This window comes from Mesorhizobium sp. Arg314 (assembly GCF_053714275.1).
In genome coordinates this window covers 34,150-59,568 of sequence record NZ_JBSKBP010000029.1, presented here as the reverse complement: position 1 = coordinate 59,568, position 25,419 = coordinate 34,150, and the positions used below count along the sequence as shown (strand labels likewise).

General features: G+C 64.0%; 19 protein-coding genes. 7 read left to right on the top strand and 12 right to left on the bottom strand.

Features of this window, described 5'->3' with window-relative positions; all coding sequences use genetic code 11:
* Positions 1–42: 42 nt before the first annotated feature.
* From ACWGS9_RS25060 to ACWGS9_RS25025, 8 genes are all read right to left on the bottom strand, one after another.
* The gene (locus ACWGS9_RS25060; protein WP_454507773.1) at positions 43–1,671 is read right to left on the bottom strand and encodes an alpha-D-glucose phosphate-specific phosphoglucomutase; all 1,629 of its coding nucleotides are present in this window, start codon (positions 1,669–1,671) and stop codon (positions 43–45) included.
* 3 nt (positions 1,672–1,674) lie between these two features.
* A complete protein-coding gene (gene glgA / locus ACWGS9_RS25055; protein WP_454507772.1) occupies positions 1,675–3,120 on the bottom strand; it encodes a glycogen synthase GlgA in 1,446 nt (481 codons plus the stop codon).
* Between the two features lie 124 nt (positions 3,121–3,244).
* A complete protein-coding gene (glgC, locus tag ACWGS9_RS25050) occupies positions 3,245–4,510 on the bottom strand; it encodes a glucose-1-phosphate adenylyltransferase (protein ID WP_320307663.1) in 1,266 nt (421 codons plus the stop codon).
* Between the two features lie 64 nt (positions 4,511–4,574).
* Entirely contained in the window at positions 4,575–6,788 is a 2,214-nt protein-coding gene (gene glgB, locus ACWGS9_RS25045) for a 1,4-alpha-glucan branching protein GlgB (protein WP_454507771.1), read from the bottom strand.
* A gap of 114 nt (positions 6,789–6,902) precedes the next feature.
* Entirely contained in the window at positions 6,903–9,365 is a 2,463-nt protein-coding gene (locus ACWGS9_RS25040; protein WP_454507770.1) for a glycogen/starch/alpha-glucan phosphorylase, read from the bottom strand.
* A 142-nt stretch (positions 9,366–9,507) separates the two neighbouring features.
* Positions 9,508–10,290: an ATP-binding cassette domain-containing protein gene (locus ACWGS9_RS25035; protein WP_320211820.1), complete on the bottom strand. Its 783-nt coding sequence runs from the start codon at positions 10,288–10,290 to the stop codon at positions 9,508–9,510.
* 2 nt (positions 10,291–10,292) lie between these two features.
* A complete protein-coding gene (locus tag ACWGS9_RS25030; protein WP_320307667.1) occupies positions 10,293–11,354 on the bottom strand; it encodes an ABC transporter permease in 1,062 nt (353 codons plus the stop codon).
* 158 nt (positions 11,355–11,512) lie between these two features.
* The gene (locus ACWGS9_RS25025; protein ID WP_454507791.1) at positions 11,513–12,490 is read right to left on the bottom strand and encodes a sugar ABC transporter substrate-binding protein; all 978 of its coding nucleotides are present in this window, start codon (positions 12,488–12,490) and stop codon (positions 11,513–11,515) included.
* 269 nt (positions 12,491–12,759) lie between these two features.
* Here ACWGS9_RS25025 and ACWGS9_RS25020 point away from each other — a divergent pair, with 269 nt between their 5' ends.
* From ACWGS9_RS25020 to ACWGS9_RS25005, 4 genes are all read left to right on the top strand, one after another.
* The gene (locus tag ACWGS9_RS25020; protein ID WP_454507769.1) at positions 12,760–13,986 is read left to right on the top strand and encodes an ROK family transcriptional regulator; all 1,227 of its coding nucleotides are present in this window, start codon (positions 12,760–12,762) and stop codon (positions 13,984–13,986) included.
* Positions 13,987–13,988: 2 nt separating this feature from the next.
* A complete protein-coding gene (locus ACWGS9_RS25015; RefSeq protein ID WP_454507768.1) occupies positions 13,989–14,435 on the top strand; it encodes an RbsD/FucU family protein in 447 nt (148 codons plus the stop codon).
* On the top strand, positions 14,432–15,355 hold the full coding sequence (locus tag ACWGS9_RS25010; RefSeq protein WP_454507767.1) for a carbohydrate kinase family protein: 924 nt from the start codon (positions 14,432–14,434) through the stop codon (positions 15,353–15,355). The genes ACWGS9_RS25015 and ACWGS9_RS25010 overlap by 4 nt, the downstream gene beginning before the upstream one ends.
* Positions 15,356–15,661: 306 nt before the next feature.
* On the top strand, positions 15,662–16,804 hold the full coding sequence (locus tag ACWGS9_RS25005; protein ID WP_454507766.1) for a DegT/DnrJ/EryC1/StrS family aminotransferase: 1,143 nt from the start codon (positions 15,662–15,664) through the stop codon (positions 16,802–16,804).
* A gap of 218 nt (positions 16,805–17,022) precedes the next feature.
* Here the strand turns inward: ACWGS9_RS25005 and ACWGS9_RS25000 are convergent, their stop codons facing one another.
* Complete coding sequence (locus tag ACWGS9_RS25000; RefSeq protein WP_454507765.1) at positions 17,023–17,994, bottom strand: LysR family transcriptional regulator; 972 nt, start codon at positions 17,992–17,994, stop codon at positions 17,023–17,025.
* 112 nt (positions 17,995–18,106) lie between these two features.
* Here ACWGS9_RS25000 and ACWGS9_RS24995 point away from each other — a divergent pair, with 112 nt between their 5' ends.
* Positions 18,107–18,778 (top strand): L,D-transpeptidase, encoded by a 672-nt coding sequence (locus tag ACWGS9_RS24995; protein ID WP_454507764.1) that lies wholly within the window; start codon positions 18,107–18,109, stop codon positions 18,776–18,778.
* Positions 18,779–19,068: 290 nt separating this feature from the next.
* Here ACWGS9_RS24995 and cysQ read toward each other — a convergent pair whose 3' ends face one another.
* From cysQ to cysD, 3 genes are read right to left on the bottom strand one after another with little or no spacing between them, the layout of a single operon-like run.
* Positions 19,069–19,851, bottom strand: coding sequence for a 3'(2'),5'-bisphosphate nucleotidase CysQ (cysQ, locus tag ACWGS9_RS24990; RefSeq protein WP_454507790.1), 783 nt, complete (start codon positions 19,849–19,851; stop codon positions 19,069–19,071).
* A gap of 10 nt (positions 19,852–19,861) precedes the next feature.
* Entirely contained in the window at positions 19,862–21,799 is a 1,938-nt protein-coding gene (cysN, locus tag ACWGS9_RS24985) for a sulfate adenylyltransferase subunit CysN (RefSeq protein ID WP_454507763.1), read from the bottom strand.
* Between the two features lie 2 nt (positions 21,800–21,801).
* Positions 21,802–22,707, bottom strand: coding sequence for a sulfate adenylyltransferase subunit CysD (cysD, locus tag ACWGS9_RS24980; RefSeq protein ID WP_320211827.1), 906 nt, complete (start codon positions 22,705–22,707; stop codon positions 21,802–21,804).
* A 465-nt stretch (positions 22,708–23,172) separates the two neighbouring features.
* On the opposite strand from cysD, the gene ACWGS9_RS24975 reads away from it, so the two are divergent.
* Positions 23,173–24,465, top strand: coding sequence for an O-antigen ligase family protein (locus ACWGS9_RS24975; protein WP_454507762.1), 1,293 nt, complete (start codon positions 23,173–23,175; stop codon positions 24,463–24,465).
* Positions 24,462–25,391: an NAD-dependent epimerase/dehydratase family protein gene (locus ACWGS9_RS24970; protein ID WP_454507761.1), complete on the top strand. Its 930-nt coding sequence runs from the start codon at positions 24,462–24,464 to the stop codon at positions 25,389–25,391. The genes ACWGS9_RS24975 and ACWGS9_RS24970 overlap by 4 nt, the downstream gene beginning before the upstream one ends.
* Positions 25,392–25,419: the final 28 nt, after the last annotated feature.

The window sequence follows — 25,419 nt, the reverse complement described above, 5'->3', positions numbered from 1 at the left end:
CTTCTCCCACAAGGGGAGAAGGGGGAGCCTCCGCCCCCACCCTCAAGTAATCACGCTCGGCTTGTTGCGGCCGGTGTGGCTCTTGATGCCGGCGATGTCGTCGGCGGCGGCGATGAGATCGGCGAGCGCTTCCTGGGTGTCGAGATCGTGCCTTGCCTTGTCCGGCTCGTAGCGCTCGATATAGACGCGCAGCGTCGCTCCGGACGTGCCGGTGCCGGAGAGGCGCAGGACGACGCGCGAACCGCCCTCGAACAGGATCCGGATGCCCTGGTTCTTGCTCACCGAGCCGTCGACCGGGTCGTGATAGGCGAAGTCGTCGGCCTTGGCGATCTTGAGGCCGCGCACGCTCGTGCCGGGCAGCGAGCCGAGCTTGGCGCGCAATTCGTCGACCAGCGCGTTGGCGCGATCGCTTTCGACCTCCTCATAATCGTGGCGCGAATAATAGTTGCGGCCGTAAGTCGCCCAATGCTCAGTGACGATCTGCTTGCAGCTCTCGCCGCGCGCGGCGAGGATGTTGAGCCACAGAAGCACGGCCCATAGCCCGTCCTTCTCGCGCACATGGTTGGAGCCGGTGCCGGCGCTTTCCTCGCCGCAGATCGTCGCCATGCCGGCGTCGAGCAGGTTGCCGAAAAACTTCCAGCCGGTCGGCGTCTCGTAGATGCCGATGCCGAGCTTTTCGGCGACGCGGTCGGCCGCGCCGCTGGTCGGCATGGAACGCGCGATGCCTTTCAAGCCGTCCTTGTAGCCTGGCGCCAGGCTGGCGTTGGCGGCAAGCATCGCCACCGAATCCGACGGCGTGACGAAGATACCCTTGCCGATGATGAGGTTGCGGTCGCCGTCGCCGTCGGAGGCCGCGCCGAAGTCCGGCGCGTCCGGCCCCATCATCTCGTCATAGAGGTGCTTTGCGTGCACCAGGTTCGGGTCCGGGTGGTGGCCGCCGAAATCCGGCAGCGGCTTGAAGTTGCGGCAGGTGCCGTTCGGCGCGCCGAGCCGGTGTTCGAGGATCTCCTTGGCGTAGGGACCGGTCACCGCGTGCATGGCGTCGAAGCGCATGCGGAAGCCCGATTTGAAGAGCTTCCTCAGCGCATCGAAATCGAACAGGCTTTCCATCAGGTCGGCGTAATCCTTGACCGGATCGAAGATCTCGACCGTCATGTCACCAGCCTTGACGGTGCCGATCGTGTCGATATCGACGGTGCCGACATCCGCGATCTTGAAGCTCTTGATCTCCTTCGACTTGGCAAAGATCGCGTCGGTGATCTTCTCCGGCGCCGGGCCGCCATTGCCGGCATTGTACTTGATGCCGAAATCCTCATGCGGACCGCCCGGGTTGTGGCTGGCCGACAGGATGATGCCGCCGAAAGTCTTGTGTTTGCGGATGATGTTAGAGGCGGCCGGCGTCGACAGGATGCCGCCCTGGCCGACCATGACCTTGCCGAAGCCGTTGCCGGCGGCGATTGCGATGGCCTTCTGGATGACCTCGCGGTTGTAGAAGCGGCCGTCGCCGCCGATCACCAGCGTCTTGCCCTGAAACCCGTCCAGCGCATCGAAGATCGACTGGATGAAGTTCTCGGCATAGTGCTCCTGCTGGAAGACCGGCACCTTCTTGCGCAGGCCGGAGGTGCCTGGCTTCTGGTCGGTATAGGGTTTGGTGGGGACGGTTTTTATCATGCCTCAGGCAGCCCTTTTCGAAAGCAGCAAGCGATAGAGTTCGACGTATTTTTCGGCGCTCTTGTCCCACGAGACATCGGCCTTCATGCCCTGGCGCTGGATCCAGGCCCAGGTCGCCGGCCGCTGATGCTGCTCGACCAGACGCTGGATGGCATGCAGCATCGCGCCGCCATTGTTGGGCGAGAACTGGAACCCGGTGGCGACACCGGCTGTCAACGCAGCTTCATTGGCGTCGATGATGGTGTCGGCGAGGCCGCCGGTGCGGGCGACGACCGGCACACAGCCATAGCGCAGGCCATAGAGCTGGGTCAGCCCGCAGGGCTCGAAGCGGGAAGGGATGACGATGGCGTCGCAGCCGCCCTGCATGACGTGCGAAAGCCCCTCGTCGTAACCGACGACGACGCCGACTCGGCCGCGATGGCGGGCGGCGGCGGCGAGCAGCGAGCCTTCGAGGCCGGCGTCGCCCGAGCCCAGGATCGCCAGCCGCGCACCGGCGGCGACGATGCCGTCGACGACCGCGGCCAGAATGTCCATGCCCTTCTGCCAGGTCAGCCGGCTGACGACGCAGACGATCGGACTGCCGTCGACCTCGAGGCTGAAGCGATCCTCGACCGCCTTGCGGTTGAGGTGGCGCGCCTGAAGCGTATCGGCGGAATATTTGGCAACCAGATGCTTGTCCGTCTCGGGGTTCCAGATGTCGACATCGATGCCGTTGACGATGCCGTGGAGATCGGTGGCGCGCATGTTGATCAGCCCGTCGAGGCCCATGCCGAATTCCGGCGAGCGGATTTCCTGCGCATAGGTCGGGCTCACCGTGGTAATCGCCCAGGCGGCCTGGAGGCCTGCCTTCAGATAGCCGACGCCGCCATAATATTCGACGCCGTCGAGCTGCATGGCGACGGCCGGCAGGCCGAGCTCGCCGAAGATGCCGGCGCCGAACTGGCCCTGGAAGGCAAGGTTGTGCACGGTGATCAATGACGGCACGCCGACCGCCTTGCCGTAGCGCATATAGGCTAGCGTCATCGCCGACTGCCAGTCATGGGCATGCACGATGTCGGGTTGGTAGCCGGAGATGGCGCCGCCGGCAATGTCGCCGCCGGCCTGGCTGAGCGCCGCGAAGCGGCGCCAATTGTCCGGCCAGTCGGCGCCGGAAGCGGTGCCGTACGGGCCGCCCTGGCGATCGAAGAGATGCGGCGCGTCCAAAACGAAGAGGTCGAGGTCGCCGATCTTGACGGCATGGATCGACGCTTTGCCGCCCTGCAGCAGCGGATATTGGTAGACGGCCTTCTTCTTGGTGAAGGCCGCCATCACCACAGGATAGCCGGGTACCAGCGTGCGCATCGCCACGCCCTTGGGGCCAAGCGCGATCGGCAAGGCGCCGGTCACGTCGGCAAGCCCGCCGGTCTTGATCAGCGGAAAGATTTCGGGCGTGACCGAGAGAACCTGCATGCGCCTAACGATCCACTGCTAAAGTGACAACTTGGTGATTGGACGATCAAATTGACAGCTTGCTGATCAGATTGACAACCTGCTGATCGACCTTATCAGGTCGACAGCTTGTTGATCGACCTTATCAGGTCGACAGCTTGTTGATCATATCCTGCGTTATCAGGCAGATGCCCTTCTCCGAAACGCGAAAGCGCTTGGCGTCGAGCGCCGGATCCTCGCCGACCACCAGTCCCTCCGGGATTTGCACACCGTGATCGATGACGACGCGCTTGAGGCGCGCGTTGCGGCCGACCTGGACGTCGGGCAGCATCACCACCTCCTCAAGCTTGGAATAAGAATTGATGCGCGCGCCGGTGAAAATCAGGCTGCGGCGCAGCGTGGCGCCGGAGACGATGCAGTCGCCCGACACCAGCGAAGAGATCGCCTCGCCGCGGCGGCCGTCCTCGTCATGCACGAACTTTGCCGGCGGCTTCAATTCGGCATAGGTCCAGATCGGCCAGTCGCGGTCGTAGAGGTCGAGCTCGGGCGTGATGTCGGTGAGGTCGATATTGGCTTCCCAATAGGCATCCACCGTTCCGACGTCGCGCCAATAGGGCTCGGACTCATGCGAGGAGCGCACGCAGGACTTGGCGAAGCGATGGGCGATCGCCTTGCCGTGCTGGACGATGTAGGGGATGATGTCCTTGCCGAAGTCGCGGCTGGAGCCGGGCTCGGCGGCGTCGCGGCGCAGCTGCTCCATCAGGAACTTGGTCTTGAACACGTAGATGCCCATCGAGGCCAGGGCGAATTCCGGCTTGTCCGGAATCCCGGGCGGATCGGCCGGCTTTTCGACGAAAGCGATGATGTTGTCCTTCTTGTCGACATGCATGACGCCGAAGCCGGTCGCCTCCATGCGCGGCACTTCCAGGCAGCCGACGGTGACATCGGCGCCGGCATCCACATGCTGGCGCAGCATCAGTTCGTAATCCATCTTGTAGATGTGGTCGCCGGCGAGGATGACCATGTATTCGGGCCCATAGGCCTCGATGATGTCGATGTTCTGGTAGACGGCGTCGGCCGTGCCTTCATACCACTGCGTTTCCGAAACGCGTTGCGATGCGGGCAGGATGTCGAAGCTCTCGTTTCGCTCGGGCCGCAGGAAGTTCCAGCCGCGCTGCAGGTGGCGGATCAGCGAATGCGCCTTGTACTGGGTGGCGACGCCGAGGCGGCGGATGCCGGAATTGAGCGCATTGGAGAGCGCGAAATCGATGATGCGCGTCTTGCCGCCGAAATAGACGGCGGGCTTGGCACGCCGGTCGGTCAGCTCCTTGAGGCGGCTGCCGCGGCCGCCGGCCAGCACATAGGCCATGGCATCGCGTGCCAGCGGCTGGGTTCTCTTGATCTCTGCCATTTTGTTACCCTCCCAAACAAGCTGCCCCGGACCAAAACTTCAGCAAGGTGAGACATCATCTGCTTCAGTCCGCGACGAATTCCAGCATGATCGTCGACAGCGGCGGCAGAAGCATCGTCGCCGATGCGCCGCCCCCTTCCCCGCTCGCTTCGACCGTGCCGCCATTGCCCATGCCGGAGCCGCCATAGACGGCAGCATCCGTATTGATGATTTCGCGCCACTTTCCCGCCTTCGGCAGCGGCACGCGATAGTTCTCGCGCGGCACCGGCGTGAAATTGGAGATGACGGCGATCGGGTTGCCGTCCGGCGCGCTGCGCAGCCAGGCAAAGACCGAGTTGTCGCGGTCGTCGACGATCAGCCAGGAGAAGCCCTCCGGCTCGCAGTCGCGCGCGTGCAGCGCCGGGCGCGAGCGGTAGAGGTAGTTCAAGTCCCGCACCGTCTGCCAGACGCCGCGGTGCGGCGCGAATTCGAGCAGGTTCCAGTCGAGCGCGCGTTCCTCGCTCCATTCGCGGCGCTGGGCGAATTCCTGGCCCATAAACAGCAGCTTCTTGCCGGGATAGCCCCACATGAAGGCGTAATAGGCGCGCAGCGTCGCGAATTTCTGCCAGTCGTCGCCGGCCATCTTGTTGAGCAGCGTGCCTTTGCCGTGCACGACCTCGTCATGCGAGAGCGGCAGCACAAAATTTTCGGAGAAGGCGTAGATCAGGCCGAAGGTGATGTCGTTGTGGTGGTGCTTGCGGAAGAGCGGCTCCTTGGAGAGGTACTCCAGCGTGTCGTGCATGAAGCCCATGTTCCACTTGAAGCCGAAGCCGAGGCCGCCTTCGTGCACGGGCCGCGACACTTTCGGCCATGAGGTCGATTCCTCGGCGATCGTCATCACGCCGGGATGGTGGCCGTAGAGTTCCTTGTTCATCTTCTGCAGGAAGCTGACGGCCTGCAGGTTCTCGCGCCCACCCTTCTCGTTGGGGATCCACTCGCCCGCCTTGCGCGAATAATCGAGGTAAAGCATGGAAGCGACCGCGTCGACGCGCAGGCCGTCGACATGGTATTTTTCGGCCCAGAACAGCGCGTTGTTGACCAGGAACGACACCACCTCGCGGCGGCCGAAATTGTAGATCGCCGTGTTCCAGTCGGGATGAAAGCCCTGGCGCGGATCGGCATGCTCATAGAGCGCGGTGCCGTCGAAATGGACAAGCCCGTGCTCGTCGACCGGGAAATGCGCCGGCACCCAGTCGAGGATGACGCCGACGCCGGCGCGATGCGCGCCGTCGACGAAGCGGGCGAAGCCGTCCGGATCGCCGAAGCGGGCGGTCGGGGCGTAGAGGCCGGTGGTCTGGTAACCCCAGGACGGATCGTAGGGGTGCTCCGAGATCGGCAGGAACTCGATATGGGTGAAGCCGGTGTCGACCGCGTATGGGATCAGCCGCGCGGAAAGCTCGTCCCAGGAGAGGAAAGTGCCGTCGTCGCGGCGCTGCCAGGAGCCGGCATGGACCTCGTAGATCGACATCGCCTCACGCCGCGGATCGGCCTTGCGCCAGTAGCTGCGATGCGCCTCGTCGCCCCACTGATGCGCCAGCGGCGGCGCCGTCACCGAGGCGGTCGCCGGGCGCAACTCCGACTCGAAGGCGAACGGATCGGCCTTGAGCGGCAGGCGCACGCCGTCGGGCCCGATGATCTCGAATTTGTAGGGCTTGCCGGCGCCGAGGTCGGGAATGAACAACTCCCAGATGCCGGTGTCCTTGCGGTCTCGCATGGTGTGGCGGCGGCCGTCCCAGTCGTTGAAGGCGCCGACCACGGAGACGCGCCTGGCGTTGGGCGCCCAGACGGCGAAATGCACACCGCTCGCGCCCTCATGATCGACAAGGTGAGCGCCGAGCTTGTCGAACAGCCTCAGATGCGAGCCCTCGGCCATATAGTAATCGTCCATCGGTCCGAGCACCGGGCCGAAGGAATAGGGATCGGTCAGCCACCAGTCGCCGCCGGCATTCTTGGCGTGATAGCGCAGCGGCTGGCGCTTGCGGATCGAGACCTTGCCCTCGAAGAAGCCGGCATCGTCGCGGCGCGAGAGCTCGCCGACTTCCTTGCCGGTCAGCGTATAGGCTGTGACGAATTCGGCGTTGGGCACGAAGCAGCGGGCGACGAAAACCTTGTCGGCTTCCTGCACGCCCAGAACCGCGAAAGGATCGCCATGCGTTCCGGCGACAATCGCCGCGACATCGCCGGCTGGCGCCAGTCCGTCCGGCCCGCTTGTCGCAGCGGTCGCGCGCGGCTTCCTCATCAGGCGGTGTTCCCTCCCCGGGCAACTATCTCATTTGTGCATGCCGTTGCCCCAAAGCCGCTATGCACTTTTGGTCGGCATGCACCACATTGTTCGTGACCTCATGCAATCACATCAGACGGGCACGTTCCAGATTTCTTTCGCATATTGGCGAATTGTACGATCGGACGAGAACCAGCCGACGCGGGCGACGTTGCGGATGGCGCGCGCGTACCAGTCGGGGCTGTTGCGCCAGACGGCGTCGACCTCGCGCTGGCAGGCAGCGTAGGAATCGAAATCTGCCGCCACCATGAACCAGTCGCTTTGGTAAAGGCCGTTCATCAGGTCGCGATAGCGACCCGGATCGTCGGGCGAGAAGACGCCGGAGGAGATTGCCGCGACAGCCTGCGCCAGTTCAGGGGACCCTTCGATGACCCCACGCGGATTGTAGCCATTGTCGCGCCGGTCGGCGACCTCCGCGGTGGTGAGACCGAAGATGAAGATGTTGTCGTCGCCGACATGTTCCTTGATCTCGACATTGGCGCCGTCGAGCGTGCCGATGGTCAGCGCGCCATTCAGCGCGAACTTCATGTTGCCGGTGCCCGAGGCCTCCATGCCGGCGGTCGAGATCTGCTCGGAGAGGTCGGCGGCCGGCATCAGCACCTCGGCCAGGCTGACATTGTAGTTCGGCACGAACACAACCTTCAGCAGGCCGCGCACCGACGGATCGCCGTTGATGACCTTTGCGACGTCGTTGGCCAGTTTGATGATCAGCTTGGCGTTGTGGTAGCTGGGCGCCGCCTTGCCGCCGAAGAATTTCACGCGCGGCATCCAGTCCCGCTCGGGATGCGAGCGGATCTGGTCGTAGAGCGCGATCGCCTCCAGGATGTTGAGCAGCTGACGCTTGTATTCGTGGATGCGCTTGACCTGGATGTCGAACAACGCCGACGGGTCGAGCCTGATGCCGAGCCGGTCGGCGACAAGGTTGGCGAGTCGCGCCTTGTTCTGCCGCTTCACACCGGCGAATTTTTCCCGGAAAGCAGCATCTTCGGCCAGGGGATCGAGATCCTTGATCGCCTCGATGTCATCCATGAAGCGACCGCCGATCGCCTCGCGGGCAAGTGAGGTCAAGCCCGGATTGCACTGGATCAGCCAGCGCCTGGGCGTGATGCCGTTGGTCTTGTTGTTGATGCGATCGGGATAGAGCTTGTGGAGGTCGGCGAACACCGTCTCCTTCATCAGCTCGGTGTGCAAAGCCGAAACGCCGTTGATCGAATGCGAGCCGACGAAGGCCAGATTGCCCATGCGTACGCGGCGGTCGCCATTTTCCTGGATCAGCGATATCCGGGCGATCTGCTCACCCGAAAACTGATTGGTCGCGCGGGCCTCGAGCAGCACCTGCGCATTGATGGCGTAGACGATCTGCATGTGGCGCGGCAGCAAGCGCTCGAACAGCGGAACCGGCCAGCTCTCCAGCGCCTCGGGAAGCAGCGTGTGGTTGGTGTAGCCGAAGGTGCGCTTGGTGATGTCCCAGGCCTGGTCGAAGTCCATGCCGTGGACATCCATCAGAAGCCGCAACAGTTCCGGCACGGCGACCGCGGGATGGGTGTCGTTGAGGTGGATCGCGGCCTTGTCGGGCAGCGATTTCAGATCGCCATACTGGCTGAGATGGCGCTGGACGATGTCCTGCAGCGAGGCGGTCGAGAAGAAATACTCCTGCCGCAGCCTCAGTTCCTGGCCGGCCATGTGGGAGTCGGCCGGATAGAGCACGCGCGACAGCGCGTCGGCCTTGTTGCTTTCGGCCAGCGCGCCGATATGGTCGCCGGCATTGAACTTGTCGAGCAGGATCGGGTCGATCGGCATGCCGGACCAGAGCCTGAGCGTGTTGACGCGGTTGGCGCGCCAGCCGGCCACCGGCGTGTCGTAAGCGACGGCCAGCACATGCTCGGTCGGCTTCCAGACGTGGCGTTCAAGCCGGCCGTCCTTGGAGGTGATCGATTCCACCGAGCCGCCGAAGCCGACCTCGAAGGAGCGCTCGCGCCGCTCGAACTCCCAAGGATTGCCGTGATCGAGCCAGGTCTCCGGCAGCTCGACCTGCCAGCCCCCCTGGATTTCCTGGCGGAACATGCCGTTGGCGTAGCGGATGCCATAGCCATGGGCCGGGATATCGACGGTCGCCATGCTTTCCATGAAGCAGGCGGCGAGACGGCCGAGGCCGCCATTGCCGAGCGCTGCGTCCGGTTCGAGGCCCGCGATCAGGTCGAGGTCGACGCCGAGCGAGGACAGCGCCTCGCGCATGTTGTCCATCAGGCCGAGATTGGAGAAGGCGTCGCGCATCAGGCGCCCGATCAGGAATTCGAGCGAGAGGTAATAGACGCGCTTTTCCTGCTGGTCGTAGGCTTCCTTGGTCGCCTGCATCCACTGATCGACGATGCGGTCGCGCACCACCTTGATCGAGGCCGTCAGCCAGTCATAGGGCGTGGCGACGGTGGTGTCCTTGCCGACCCGGTATTTGAGCGACATCAAGACCTCTTCGGCGAGGGTCTTGGGATCTGGATTGTCGAGAGCGGGGGCTTCGGTCGTCATAGCGCGCGTCATGCTGCCTCTCGTGATGTTGCCACGATCATACCGGCTTTCGCCGTTCCTCCTACCCCACCTTACTGCATTGCAGCATACATTCAATCGATTGAGATCGCTCTGTCATCTGGTTCTCCTGCGGCAACTTGCCCGTGGACGGAGATCAGGCCGCCAGCGCGTCTTCCGGCGGCTTCTTGGCACCAGTCATGAGGGCAACGGCATCCGACATGGAGATCTGTTTGGGGTCGACCACGCAGAGACGCCGTCCGAGCCGGTGGATGTGTATGCGATCGGCCACCTCGAAGACATGCGGCATGTTGTGTGAGATGAGAACGATCGGCAGGCCGCGCTTCTTGACGTCGAGGATCAGCTCCAGGACGCGGCGGCTTTCCTTGACGCCAAGTGCGGCTGTCGGCTCGTCCATGATCACCACGCGGCTGCCGAAGGCGGCAGCGCGCGCCACCGCCACACCCTGGCGCTGGCCGCCCGAGAGTGTCTCCACCGCCTGGCTGATGTTCTGGATGGTCATCAGGCCGAGTTCGGTGAGTTTGTCGCGGGCGCGCTTTTCCATCGCAGGACGGTCGAGCATCCGCAACCAGCTGCCGAGCGGACCCGGCTTGCGTATCTCACGACCCAGGAACATGTTGTCGGCGATCGACAGTGCCGGCGACAGCGCCAGGTTCTGGTAAACAGTCTCGATGCCGGCTTCCCGGGCCTCCATCGGTGACTTGAAGGCTACTGGTTTGCCTTCAAGCCTGATTTCACCTTCATCGGGCACGACCGCGCCGGAGATTGCCTTGATAAGCGATGACTTGCCGGCGCCGTTGTCGCCGATAACGGCAAGTATTTCGCCCGGATAGAGGTCGAAATCGGCATTGTCGAGGGCCGTGACGCGGCCATATCGCTTGACCAGACCGCGGGCGGTGAGGATGGGTTCCATGGTCATGACTATGCCGAAACCTTTCTGATCCATTGATCGATCGCCACGGCGCCGATGATCAGCACGCCGGTGAGCAGCACTTTCCACTGCGGGTCGGCGCCGAGCATGTTGAGGCCCATCGAGACGACGCCGACGATCATGGCGCCGAACAGCGTGCCGAGGATCGAGCCGCGGCCACCAAAGAGCGAGATGCCGCCGATCACCGTCGCGGTGATGGCCTGCAGATTGTAGTCGGTAACGGCGGCGGACGGCGAAACCGAACCGTTTCGGCCGATGGAGACCCAGGCCGCGAAGGCCGCGATCAGCCCGGCCAGGGTGTAGACCGTCATAAGCACTTTCTTGGTCTGGATGCCCGACAGTTTCGCTGCCTCCTGATCGTCGCCGACAGCGTAGACGTGGCGGCCCCAGGCGGTGTGGTTAAGCACGTACCACAGGAGCATCACCAGCAGGACCATGGCAATGACACCGGCCGTCAGCACCGCCGATCCGACCCTGAAACTCAGGGCAAACAGATGCAGCAGCGGCGCCTGAGTGTCGACGTCGGTGTCGCGGATCGTTTCGTTGGCCGAATAGATGAAGTTGGTGGCCATGACGATGTTCCAGGTGCCGAGCGTGACGATGAACGGCGGCAACTTCATATAGGCGACCAGCAGCCCGTTGAGCAGCCCGCAGGCGGCGCCGGCGGCGAGCCCGATGGCCACGGCGACCAAGGCCGGCATACCGTAGGTGACCGCGCAATTGCCCATGATCACCGCCGAAATGACCATGATGACGCCGATGGACAGGTCGATGCCGGCGGTCAGTATGACCAGCGTCTGCGCGGCGCCGAGGATGCCAACGATGGCGATCTGCTGCAGGATCAGCGTCAGCGTGTAGGATGAAAAGAAACGGCCGCCGATGGCGATGCCGAAGATGATGATGGACAGAACCAGCACGATCAGCGGCACCGCGGCCGGCGTGGAGTGCAGGAAATGCTGGGCACGCTTGACGGCCGATTTGTGCTCGTCAAATGCCGCAACACTCGTGTCGCTGCCCGAGAGGACCTTCTCGAATTCCTGAGCTTGAGCCATGTTTTCTCCCCTGGGCTCCGGCCACCAGCCGACGCCCGTCCACGCCTTTCCGGTCTGCTGCCGGGATTATTCGCGTTTTCAGTGACACATCGTCCACCCGAAGCGACCGGGGATCAAGCCCCCGGCCGTCAGGTTTGTTGCTGGCTGTCAGGCAGCCATCAGCCCCAGCACTTGGCGAGGCCTTCCTTGGTGTCGATCGACTTGACGCCCTTGGCAGGCTTGTCGGTGACGAGATTGACGCCGGTGTCGAAGAAGTTCTTGCCTGCGGTCGGCTTCGGCTTCGTGCCGTCCTTGGCGAAAGCGGCGATCGCCTCGATGCCGAGCGCCGCCATCTGCAGCGGATATTGCTGCGAGGTGGCGCCGATCACGCCTTCGGTCACCGACTTCACGCCGGGGCAGCCGCCGTCGACCGAAACGATCAGCACCTGCTTTTCCAGGCCGACGGCCTTGAGCGCCTGGTAGGCGCCGACGGCAGCGGGCTCGTTGATTGTATGGATGACGTTGATGGTGTTGTCCTTCTGCAGAAGGTTCTCCATCGCCTTGCGGCCGCCCTCCTCGTTGCCGTTGGTGACGTCATGGCCGACGATGCGCGGATCGACCTCGTCGCCGATCTTGTTGGGGTCCTTCACGTCGATGCCATAGCCCATCATGAAGCCCTGGTCGCGCAGCACGTCGACAGTCGGCTGCGAGGGGGTGAGGTCGAGGAAGCCGATCTTGGCGTCCTTGGCCTTGTCGCCGAGCGTGGCGGCGGCCCAGGCGCCGATCAGCTTGCCGGCTTCCAGATTGTCGGTGGCGAAAGTCGCGTCGGCGGCATCGATCGGATCGAGCGGCGTGTCGAGCGCGATCACCAGCAGGCCGGCGTCACGTGCCTTCTTCACAGTCGGCACGATGCCCTTGGTGTCGGAGGCGGTTATCAAGATGCCCTTGGCGCCGTCGGCGATGCAGCTTTCGATCGCCGCGACCTGGCTTTCGCTGTCGCCGTCGATCTTGCCGGCATAGGTCTTAAGGGTAACGCCGAGCTCCTTGGCCTTGGCTGTCGCGCCCTCTTTCATCTTGACGAAGAAGGGATTGGTGTCGGTCTTGGTGATCAGGCAGGCACCGACGCCGGCGGCCGATGCGGACGAGGCGAACGCCATCAGGCCCAACCCGGCCGCCGCGAACACGGTGGACTTAAGCAGTGATTTCTTGGTCACGATTTTCCTCCCAGTGGAACCATTCCGGACGCCGGCCACCCGGCGCCTCAAGTGCATCCAACCATTTCTCCCAGCGTGGACGCCAGCTCAAAGAACACCAGTCCGAGGCAGCTGTCAATAATTAAATCACTCTTATTTATTATTGACAGGCTTGCGTCGTTCACTCATTCTGAACGAAAAGCCATCTAGGGAAACTGACGGGAGGAACAGGGGTGGAGACCGGCATTGCGAGGCACGGTACGCCCGAGGCCGTGGAGAGCCGCATGCATCGCGGCACCAACCAAAGCGGCATGCGCGACCACAATGAGCGGCTCGTGCTGTCCCTGGTGCGCCAGCATGGCAGCCTGGCCAAATCCGACATTGCGCGCATGACCGGGCTTTCGGCCCAGACCGTGTCGGTCATCATGCGCGAGCTCGAGGAAGACAAGCTGCTCGTGCGCCAGGCGCCGTTGCGCGGCAAGATCGGCCAGCCTTCGATCCCGATGGCGCTCAACGCGGAAGGCGCCTTTTTCATCGGCCTCAAGATCGGCCGCCGCAGCGCCGAGTTGGTGCTGATCGACTTTCTCGGCAATGTGCGCGCCATGCTGCAGCATTCCTATCGCTATCCCGCGCCGCGCGAGACCGTCGAGTTTGTCAGCGCGGGTATCAAGACGATGCGCGGCGAACTGACGCCGGTGCAGGACAAGCGCATTGCCGGCCTCGGCATCGCCATGCCGTTCGAGCTTTGGAGCTGGGCCGACACCGCCGGCGCGCCGCGCGAGATCATGGACGAATGGCGCCATCGCGACATCCGTGCCGACATCCAGGCGCAGTGCGACTTTCCGGTCTATCTGCAAAACGACGCCACCTCCGCCTGCGGCGCCGAGCTCGTTTTCGGCCAGGCGGGTGCGGCGCGCGACTTTGTCTATTTCTACATCGGCGCCTTTGCCGGCGGCGGCATCGTGCTCAACGGCCGCCTGTTCGGCGGACCGACCGGCAATGCCGGCGCGCTGGGCTCGATGCCAGTCCCTGGACCGGACGGCAAGCCGACGCAGCTTATCGACGTCGCCTCGATAGCCATCCTGGAAAAGGCGCTCAGCGCCAAGGGCATCGACGGCTCATACCTTTGGACCTCACCGCAGGAATGGGGCGATATCGGCGCCGAGCTCGACGACTGGATCGCCAGCGCCTCGCGGGCACTCGCCTATGCCATTGTCGCGGCCTCGTCGGTCATCGATTTCGAAGCGGCGGTGATCGACGGCTGGATGCCGCTCGATGTTCGGCGCCGGCTTGTCGAGGCAATCAGGCAAGCCATTGCAGGCATCGACGCCGAAGGGCTGAAGCTGCCCGTGGTGCGCGAAGGAACCGTGGGCATCCATGCGCGGGCGCTGGGCGGCGCCAGCCTGCCGCTGTCCGAGCGCTTCCTGATCGGACCGACCTCGATCTCCAGGAGCGCCTGACCATGCTGATCGGCATCCCGTCGCTGCTCGGCCCGCAGCTTCTGGCTACGCTGCGGGCAATGGGCCATGGCGACGAGATCGCCATCGTCGACGGCAATTATCCGGCCGAGGAACAGGCGCGGCGGCTGATCCGCGCGGACGGCCACCATGTCATTGCCGTCCTCGACGCCGTGCTCACCGTACTGCCGGTGGATGGGGCGGTGCCGGAGGCTTTGTTCCGTGCCTCGGTGCAGGGCGACCCGGCGCTGGCCGACGCTGTGCACCATGAGATGGAAGAGGTTTGCGCCAGGCGCGCGCCGGGCCACAAGGTGGTTGCGCTGGCCGGGCCTGACTTCTATGCACGCGTCAAGGCCGCGCACGCCATCGTGGCGACCAGCGAACCCAGGCTCTACGCCAACATCATCATCCGCAAAGGCGTGATCCATCCGCCGGAGACCAAGACGACATGATCCTTTGCTGTGGCGAAGCCCTGATCGACATGCTGCCGCGTACGACGACGGAAGGCGAAGCGGCGTTCGCGCCCTATGTCGGCGGCGCGGTGTTCAACTCGGCGATCGCTCTCGGCCGGCTCGGGGCCCCGGCAGGCTTCTTCTCAGGCCTCTCCTCCGACCTGTTCGGCGGCCAGTTCCGCGAGGCGCTGGGGGCGAGCAAGGTGAGCTCCACTTATGCGCATACCTCGCCGCGTCCGACGACGCTCGCCTTCGTGCGGCTCACCAACGGCCAGGCGACCTACACCTTCTATGACGAGAATACCGCCGGGCGCATGCTGACCGTCGAGGACCTGCCGAAACTGGGCACCGAGATCGAGGCGATGCTGTTCGGCGCCATCAGCCTGATCTCGGAGCCGGCGGGATCGGCCTATGAGGAATTCATGCTGCGCGAGCACGAGAGCCGGGTGATGATGCTCGACCCCAACATCCGGCCGAACTTCATCCCGGACAAGGCCAAGCATCTGCGGCGCATTCGCGAGATGATGGCGATGGCCGACATCGTCAAGCTCTCGGACGAGGACCTCAAATGGTTCGACGAGGCCGGCTCGCATGAGGATGTCGTGCGCAACTGGCTGGATCGCGGGCCGAAGCTGATCGTCGTCACCCGTGGCAGCGAAGGCGCCGTCGGCTACAGCAAGACGCACAAGGTCACGGTCATGCCGCAGAAGGTCAAGGTGGTCGACACGGTCGGCGCCGGCGACACGTTCAATGCCGGCATTCTGGCATCGCTGCACGAGCAGGGCCTGCTCACCAAGGCGGCGATCGGCAGCCTGCCGGAAGACGCGATCCGCAAGGCGCTGGAGCTCGGCGCCAAGGCGGCCGCAGTGACGGTTTCGCGGGCCGGCGCCAACCCGCCCTGGCGGCACGAAATCGCGTGATCCGCTACCGGATTGGGCACAAACCGCCCTCCCCGGCCGATCACTTTATGTTTCCCGACAACGGGACGCTGCGATAAAAGAGGCCGAAAACGCCTTGCAAAGCTCGGATTTCCGGCTTTTTCAGCCATTGCGCCGGCAAAACCGGTAACAGGCTGCGACACATAAGCAATTTGCCTCGGACCCGGCCGGCTTTCTCAGCCGCGCCAAGTCTGTTACCAGCGGCCCGGTCTATGTTGGAGCGACGTGCGTCCGTCGGGACGCACAAAGCAGGCTCCGGCACTCTTTTGAAATCCATTCGAGGCCGACATGCAGTTCATCGATCTTGGCGCGCAGCGCGAACGTATCCGCGACCGGCTGAAAGCCGCTATCGACCACGTCGTCGAGGACGGCCGCTACATCCTCGGGCCGCAGGTCACCGAATTCGAAAACAAGCTCGCGGCCTATATCGGCGTCAAGCATGTGGTCGCCTGCGCCAACGGCACCGATGCGCTGCTGCTGCCGCTGTTTGCGGCCGGCATCGGCCCGGGCGATGCGGTGTTCGTGCCGAGCTTCACTTTCGCCGCCACCGCCGAAGTGGTGGCGCTTGCCAAGGCCGAGCCGGTCTTCGTCGACGTCGACCGCGACACCTACAATATCGATACCGCCAGCCTTGAGGCGGCGATCGAGATGATCAAGAAGGAAGGCCGGCTGAAGCCGAAGGCGATCATCCCGGTCGACCTGTTCGGCCTCTCCGCCGATTACGAGGCGATCATGGCGATCGCCAAGCGCGAGAACCTCTTGGTGATCGAGGACGCCGCCCAGTCGATGGGCGGTTCCGCCGACGGCACGATGTGCGGCGCCTTCGGCCATGTCGGCTCGACCAGTTTTTACCCTGCCAAGCCGCTCGGCTGCTATGGCGACGGCGGCGCGATGTTCACCAATGACGGTGTGCTCGCCGACAAGCTCAGATCCTTCGCCTTCCACGGCAAGGGCGAGACGCAGTATGACAATGTCCGCGTCGGCATCAATTCGCGCCTCGACACGCTGCAGGCGGCGATCCTGATCGAGAAGCTCGCCATCCTCGAGGACGAGATGGTGGCGCGCCAGGCGGCAGCCGGCCGCTACGCCAAAGGGCTTGGCGACATCGTCAAGGCGTCGCGCAATCTTGGCCACGGCCGCTCGGCCTGGGCGCAGTATGCGATCGAGACGCCGAAACGCGACGGGCTGAAGGCGCATCTCGGCGAAAAAGGCATTCCGTCGGTGATCTATTATGTGAAGCCGCTGCATGAGCAGGTCGCCTACAAGGGTTATCCGCGCACGCCGACCGGCCTCGCCGTCTCGGAAGAGCTGCCGAAGCAGATCCTCTGCCTGCCGATGCACGCCTATCTCAGCGAAGCCGACCAGGACCGCATCATCGAGACGATCCGCAATTACATCGGGTCGAATTCGGCGCATGTAGCGGCGGCTTAAACAGCGCCTTCGTCATCCTCGGGCAGGTTTTGACCGAGACAGACATTTGCTGACCCTGGAGATTTGAGAGTTTTACTGGGCAAGCGTTGGCATCACACGCGCCACTGTTGGGAAAGCCATCTCGCTCGTGCGCATTGTATGACCAAGATTGGCTATGCGGGAGCATCGTTCCGGCCTGATTGAGGCACGCGGATGGCGCATTCACCCCAAGCGGAGGTTCAATCCGCGAATTCATCCCGCCGAAGGCTGGCCGGATTCTCCACTTGGCCAGCAGGCGGCTCGTTTACTGTTATCCCGTCGACCGCACGCAGCGCGGGAACAGCGAAGTCCGTGAAGGCACGGACGACCGGTCGCATGAAGCGGACGGAGGGATAGACGAGAAATGCCTCGGTCGGCCTGACCTCATAGTCTGACAGAATACGAACAAGCCGTCCCTCCGCCAGTTCCTCGTTCACCAGAAGTTGCTGGACTGGGCCGGCTGCATGACCTTGCACCAGCGTAGAAGCGATCACATCGGCATTGTTGGTGCGCAGAATAGAGCGAACCGTGATGTCGACCGCTTCGCCATCCCGACGACGAAGCGTCAGCACATCACGCGGCGAAAGCAACGCGGCGCTGGTGATGACAGCGACATCAGACAGACGTTCGAGCGTGTTGATCGGCCCGACCTGTTCGAGGAAGGTCGGCGCGGCGACGAGAATGCGGCGGATCAGGCCGAGCTGACGGATGATCAGGTCCTGGTTGGATGGACGCCCGTATTTCACCGCGAGGTCGAAGTTCTCATAGACGAGATCGACGTCACGATTTTCCAACACCAGATCGACTGTGACCGCCGGATAGCGTCTCTGGAAGGCCATCACAATCGGATGCAGATGCTTCGCGCCAAGGCATGAAGGAGCGTGCAGGCGCAAGTTGCCTTCCACCGCGCCCATGTCGCGCCGCACGCCTTCCAGCGCTGCGTCAATTGTGGCGAGCGCCCCCCGGCTCGCCTCGTAGAGCGCCTGTCCCTGTGGAGTCGGCCGCACGATGCGAGACGAGCGCTCCAGGAGCCTCGCGCCGACATGACGCTCGAGATTGCGCAGGTGCTTTGTGACGGCAGGTTGGGAAACCGCCAGGTCGCGCGCCGCCGCTGTGACCGAGCCGCGTTCGACGGTGCGCACGAAGGCGCGCAGAGCAATGGCGATGTCCACTTAATATCCATTAGTTATGGCTCTTATCACGCCATAACATATAGACGCGAATTTCGCTATGCAGTTCTATCCGATAAGGATTTTTCTCTTCGCGCGAGGTTTCGGAAGAAGGATGAGCATCAACAGACGTAGCTTTGTAATTGGAGTGCCATTTGCGTTGGCTGGTTGTGTGACGAACCAGCAGCCGCAATCCGTTGCCTCTGAACCGAGTGTCGATCCCTCCTACCTTTCCATGTATGCGGCCATCGACACCGAGCCGTTCCCCGTTCCGGCCGTGGACCTAAAACGGGTCAAGTCGCAATTCCTTCGTCGCGAAATGACCTATCGGACGGGTGAACGGCCCGGAACCATCGTCGTCGATCCTGCAGCCCGATATGCCTATCTGGTCATGGAAGGTGGGCGAGCGCTGCGATACGGCGTCGGCGTGGGCAAGCAGGAGGCATTCAACTTTCAGGGCGAGGCGACAATCGCACGCAAAGCCGAGTGGCCCGGATGGCGCCCTACGCCCGGTATGATCGCGCGCGAACCGGAACGCTACGGTCCCTTGAGGGACGGCCTTCCGGGCGGCAGCGGCAACCCACTCGGCCCCCGAGCGCTCTATCTCTATCGCGATGGGCGAGACACGTATTACCGGCTTCACGGCACGGTCGAGCCGTGGACCATCGGCACGATGGTCTCATCCGGCTGCATCCGCCTGCTCAATCAGGACATCATGGACCTTCACAGGCGCGTCCCCATCGGAACGAAAGTGGTCGTGCTGCCTGCAAGTCCTTCGGTCGCCTAGTGAGGTGGGTGGCCAATAATGGGCACGCTCCCTTTGGGAACGCGCGTTCCGACGGCCGCTCTGATCCAGACATTGGCCGTCGCCGAGTATCTGAGCTTCCGCTTCGTCATCCTCGGGCTTGACCCGAGGATCCATGCCGTGACCTCACATGCAGTGCGTAGCGGAGCAGAATTCTGAGCCGTTGCAACGCCTTAGCGTCACGGAATGGATCCTAGGGTCTGCGCGCGTCGCTTCGCTCCTTGCTCCGCCCTAGGATGACGACGCGACGGAGGCGGCCAATCACCAAAGCCCTAAGCCGAGCTCTTCCCGCTCGCAACAAAATGCGGATTGGCGAAATCGCTGTCGCTGGCCTGGTTGCGCTTGCCGTAGACCAGCGGCTCGCCGTCCAGCGTGCGCGTCATGCCGCCGGCAGCGCGCAGCACCGCGTCACCGGCCGCCGTGTCCCATTCCATGGTGCGGCCGAAGCGCGGGTAGACGTCGGCCTCGGCGGCGGCGAGCAGGCAGAATTTCAACGACGAGCCGACAGAGACGATCTCGGCGGCGCCGAGGTCGCGGATGAAGGCGTCCGTCTCGGGCGTATTATGCGAGCGGCTGGCGACGACGGCGAGCGGCGTGGCGCCTTCCCGCACGGCGATCGGGCGGCGACCGGCAATGCGATAATCGCTGTCGATGTCCAGCGCCTCGGCCTTGCCGGGCCGACCGGAGAAAAAGCGTCCAGTGCACGGCGCGAACACGACTCCGACTTCCGGCACGCCATGGCGCACCAGCGCGATGTTGACGGTGAAGTCGGTGCGGCGGTTGACGAATTCCTTGGTGCCGTCAAGCGGATCGATCAGGAAAAACGCGCCGTCGAGGTCGGGTGTGGCGATGCCCGCCGCAACCTCTTCCTCGGCCACGCAAGGGATATCCGGATAGGCGGCGCGCAGGCCGGCAAGGATGATCTTCTCGCTTTCGCGGTCGGCTTCGGTTACCGGCGAGGAGTCGGCTTTTCTGTCGACGGCGCAGCCTTCGTGGAAGACGCGCATCACCTCGCGCCCGGCGTCCAGCGCCAGGCGCTCGAAGACGCCCAGCATCGTTTCGTCGTCAGATACCGCCGCCATTGTCATACTGCTCTTCAGCAATGTCTCGCTCGGTCAGCCAGTGTTCCAGGGCTTCCGCCATCTCCTGCGGGCTCCTGCCGAGAGTCTCGAGATGGATTTCGGGATTCTGCGGCGCCTCATAGGGCGAATCGACGCCGGTGAAATTCTTGATCTCGCCGCTCAAGGCGCGTGCGTAAAGGCCCTTCGGATCGCGGCGGGCGCACTCCTCGAACGGCGTGTCGACGAACACCTCGACGAACTCGCCCTCGGCCATCAGCTCGCGCGCCACGCGCCGTTCGGCGGCGAAGGGCGAGATGAAGGAGACGATGACGATCAGCCCGGCATCGGCCATCAGCTTGGCTACTTCGGCGACGCGGCGGATGTTCTCCACCCGGTCGGCGTCGGTGAAGCCGAGATCGCGGTTGAGGCCGTGGCGGACGTTGTCGCCATCGAGGATGTAGGTGTGGCGGCCGGACGCGAACAGCTTCTTCTCGAACAGGTTGGCGATGGTCGACTTGCCCGAACCCGAAAGCCCGGTGAACCAGAACACGGCCGGGCGCTGGTTCTTCAGGTCCGAGCGGCCGCGCTTGCCGACATCCAGCGACTGCCAGTGGATGTTTTCCGCGCGGCGCAGCGAATGCAGGATCATGCCGGCGCCGACGGTGGCGTTGGTGATACGGTCGATCAGGATGAAGGCGCCGGTGGTACGGTTCTGCGCAAAGGGATCGAAGGCGATCGGCGCCCGCGTCGAGAGGTTGCAGACGCCGACCTCGTTCATGTCGAGCGACTTCGCAGCCTCATGCGCGAAATCGTTGACGTTGACCCGGTACTTGAGCTCGGTGACGGTGGCGCTGACCTGGTCGGTCTCGGTGCGCAGGACATAGGACCGGCCGGGCAGCAGCGCCTGCTCGTCGAACCAGACGATGTTGGCGGCGAACTGGTCGGCGACCTGCGGACGTGCCGCCGGCGACACCAGCAGATTGCCACGCGACACCTCGACTTCGTCCTCGAGAACGAGCGTGATCGCCTGGCCGGCGACCGCCTGGCCGAGGTCGCCGCCCTGCGCGACGATGCGCTTGACCCGCGACGCCTTGCCCGACTTGGCGACGACGACCTCGTCTCCTTCAGAGACGGTGCCCGAGGCAACGGTGCCGGCGAAGCCGCGGAAATCGAGGTTCGGGCGGTTCACATACTGGACGGGGAAGCGGAACGGCAGTTCAACTGCGGCCTCGTCGACAGAGACCGTTTCCAGATGCTCGATCAGCGACGGCCCGGAATACCACGGCGTGCGCTCCGAGCGGTTGGTGACATTGTCGCCGAAGCGCGCCGACATCGGGATCGGCACGACGCTTAAGAAGCCCAGTTGCTGGGCGAACTCGCTGTAGTCGGCGACGATCCGGTCGAACGTGGCCTTGTCGAAGCCGACGAGGTCGATCTTGTTGACGGCGAGCACGATGTGGCGGATGCCGAGCAGCGAGGCGATGATGGAATGGCGCCTGGTCTGGCGCAGCACACCTTGGCGCGCGTCGATCAGCACGATGGCGAGATCGGCGGTCGAGGCGCCGGTCGCCATGTTGCGCGTGTACTGCTCATGGCCGGGCGTGTCGGCGACGATGAACTTGCGCTTCGGCGTGGCGAAGAAGCGGTAGGCGACGTCGATGGTGATGCCCTGCTCGCGCTCCGCCTCCAGCCCGTCGACCAGCAGCGCGAAGTCGATGTCGTCGCCGGTGGTGCCGTGCTTGCGCGAATCCTTCTCGAGCGCGGCGAGTTGATCCTCGAATATCTGCTTGGTGTCGGAGAGCAGCCGGCCGATCAGCGTCGACTTGCCGTCGTCCACCGAGCCGCAGGTGAGGAAGCGCAGCAGCGACTTCTTCTCCTGCGCGGCCATATAGTCGCGGATCTGATCGGTCTGGGCGAGGCTCTTGGCCATGATGTGGCGCATTATCAGAAATAACCCTCGCGCTTCTTCTTTTCCATCGAGCCTGCCTCGTCGCGGTCGATGAGGCGGCCCTGGCGCTCCGAGGTGCGGGCGGTCAGCATCTCGCCGACGATCGCCTCCAGCGTATCGGCGTCGGATTCGATGGCGCCGGTCAGCGGGTAGCAGCCCAGCGTGCGGAAGCGCACCAGGCGGTTCTCGATCGCCTCGCCGGGACGCAGTTGCATGCGGTCGTCATCCTTCATGATCAACATGCCGTCACGTTCGACCACCGGCCGCGCTTTAGCGAAATAGAGCGGCACGATCGGGATGTTCTCCTGCAAGATGTACTGCCAGATGTCGAGCTCGGTCCAGTTGGACAGCGGGAAGACGCGGATCGACTCGCCCGGCGCGATGCGGGTGTTGAAGATCTTCCACATTTCCGGCCGCTGGTTCTTCGGGTCCCAGGCGTGCTGGGCGTTGCGGAAGGAAAAGATGCGCTCTTTGGCGCGCGACTTCTCCTCGTCGCGGCGGGCGCCGCCGAACGCGGCGTCGAAGCCGTATTTGTCGAGCGCTTGGCGCAGCGCCACCGTCTTCATCACGTGGGTGTGGGTGTTGGAGCCGTGGTCGAAGGGATTGATGCCGTCGCGAACGCCATCCTCGTTGACATGGACGAGCAGGTCGAAGCCGAGTTTCTGCGCCATCTGATCACGAAAGGCGATCATCTCGCGGAACTTCCAGGTGGTGTCGACATGCAGGAACGGGAAAGGCGGCTTGGCGGGGTAGAAGGCTTTCATCGCCAGATGCATCAGCACCGAGGAATCCTTGCCGACCGAATAAAGCATCACCGGCTTGGAGAAGGACGCCGCGACCTCGCGGAAGATGTGGATGGATTCGGCCTCGAGCCGCTGCAGATGCGTGAGCGCGATATTCATGGACTGTCGAGCGTTCTCTCGTGCCGTCGAGCGGAAATCTTGCATCGCAGGCGCAATTCCATGCCACCCGGGCGCAAATTCCACTTTGGACAAACTGTTTCGTGCGGGCGTTCTAACAGATCGGCGCTGGCGATAACAATGCAAGACCCGCACGGCACGGGGTGATTAGAGAACGAATTTTCCAAGCGAGGCCGGCAAAGCGGAAAATCCTGCCGGGGCCATTGGAAAGCCGAAGCGAGGAAAACCGTGGCTTGGAATTCTTAGCTTCCGGGGATCCCGGTTGCCCGGTCTTCGCCAGGGCCGAGGATTTTTGTCGGAACATCGTCAACCGCCCTATCGTGGGACAGCGCCAGCGGCTATACGGGCTCGGGGAACGGGCAAGGCGCGGCAAACGGAGTTCATCGAGGCGGCCTTCGGCCGGCTCCACGGATCCGGGCGCAAGCTGGAAATTGCGAAGCAAAGCATTTGAACCCGTTCACTACGCTCCGGCGCCACCTCACTCCCGCACAGATCAACGTCTATTTCTCGATCGTCTGCTTTTTTTCGCCGCCGGTGCTCGGGTCGCTGGTCAGCATCGCCTTCAACGCCGGTGGTGTGTGGTCCGCGATGCTGCTCGCCACGAAGCGGCGGCGCTTCAACATCGACCGGCCGATGCTCGCCTTGACGGTGGCGATCTATGCCTATTGCGCCGCGATGTTTGTCGCTTCGATCGTTAACGGTACGCTGGCGGCCGATCTGCGGTTGTTCCTGCCGCTGATCACCTTGCTGCTCTTCCCCGCCTCCTATTCGACCTGGAGCATCACCGAGAAGATCACGCTGGTACGCATCGCCATTTCGGCAAGCTGCGCGGCCTGCTTCGGTGCGCTGGCCATCGCCGTCGTCCAGTATCACTGGCTCGGCATAAGGGCCGAGGGCGGCGCCGGAAACGCGATCGTCTTCGCGACCGTTACCTGCCTTGCCGTGATGATGTGCCTTGCCGGCGCGCTGTCAGGCATCGAGAAGCGCTGGAAGCTGCTGGTCCTGGCGGCGATGGCCGGAGCCCTGGCGGTCGTCTATTCGGCGTCGCGCATGATCTGGGTGGCCGTGCCGATTGCCGGCATCGTCGTCCTTCTCGTCAATCGCCGCCGGTTCACCAGCGCCAGCGTGGCGCGCTTTGCGGTGATCGGCGTCCTGGTCGCCCTGGTGATCGGCGCCATCGGCTCTCGCGTCATCCTCGATCGAACCGACTTCCTGGTCAGCGACTGGGATGCGCTGAACGCCAATGGCGACCACTCGACGGCGCTCGGCCTGCGCGTGGCGATGTGGGAAATGGGCTTCAGCGCCTTTCGCGAGATGCCGATTTTCGGCCACGGCATTTCGGCCAGCCGGGCGCTGATGAAGCAGGGCTTTCAGGACCAGTTCGGCCTGAACCAGGGTTTCAGCCATTTCCACAATGGCTTCCTGACGGCGCTGGTCGAGGCCGGCCTGCTGGGGGCGTTGGCGCTCGCGTCGATCTTCGTCGTTGCCGCCTGGAACGCGGCAAGGACGCTGCGCGTCAGCGCCGATCCGGTCGAGCGGTTCGGCGCGACGATGGTCCTTGTCACGGTCATTACCTATCTCACCGGCGGAATGACCGGCATCCTTATCGGCCACGATATTCTCGACGCGACGCTGATGGTGTTCCTGATCACGGGAACCTACCTTGCGTCCGGGCGCACGGTGGCGCCGACCGGGAAAAGCGCGCCTGCCATGGCGCCGGGCGCCAGCCCGCGATCATGAAGGTCCTGGTCACCGGCGCGACGGGCCTCATTGGACGCCGGGTCGTGAGCCGGTTGCGCGAGGCCGGATTTGACGTACGGATCGCCTCCCGCCTGCCGCAACGAGCGACGGGCGCGGACGATGTCGTCGCGCTGCCTGGCGCCGAGGCGCCGGAGGAAGCCTTTCTGGCGTTGATGGGCGATGTGGCGCATGTCGTCCACTGCGCGGCGCTCAACAATGATCGCAGCGCCGGCGAAGCCGACTTCCGAGCCGTCAATGCGACACTGACCGGACGGCTCGCCCAGGCAGCGGCGACGCGCACCGCGGGGCGCTTCATCTATCTCTCCTCGATCCGCGCCGTCGTAGGGCCCGATTTCAGCGGCACCATCGACGAGGCCACGCCCCCTGCCCCGCAATGCGCCTACGGGCGCTCCAAGCGCGAAGGTGAGATCGCAATGCTGGAGGCTTTTGCAGCCGCCGGAAGCACCGGTGCGACGGCGCTGCGGCTGCCGCCGGTCTATGGCCAAGGCATGAAGGGAAATCTGCGCGGGCTGATGCGGCTCGCAGCCACCGGCTTGCCGCTGCCCGCGGCCGCTCTGACGGCGGTTCGCTCGCTCATCTCCAATGACGCCGTGGCCGGCGCTGTGACGCATCTGCTGACCCGTCCGATGCCGCCGCGTCCGACCTACATTTTGGGCGATGCTTCGCCGGTTGCGATGTCTGAAATCGTCGCCGCATTCCGGCGCGGATACGGCCGGCCGGCCCGGCTTCTTCCCACGCCGGCCTGGCCGTTCCGGCTGGTGGCCACGCTGCTTGGCCGGCAGGCGTCGTGGCAAGCTTTGGTGGCGACGCAGATCTGCGACCCGTCGCTGCTGGCCTCGGAAGGCTGGACGCCGGAAGCCGACACGCTCGGCCGGCTCGAGGAGCTGGCGCGACAGGCCGGTTAGAGCAATTCCAGGAAAAGTGCAGGCGGTC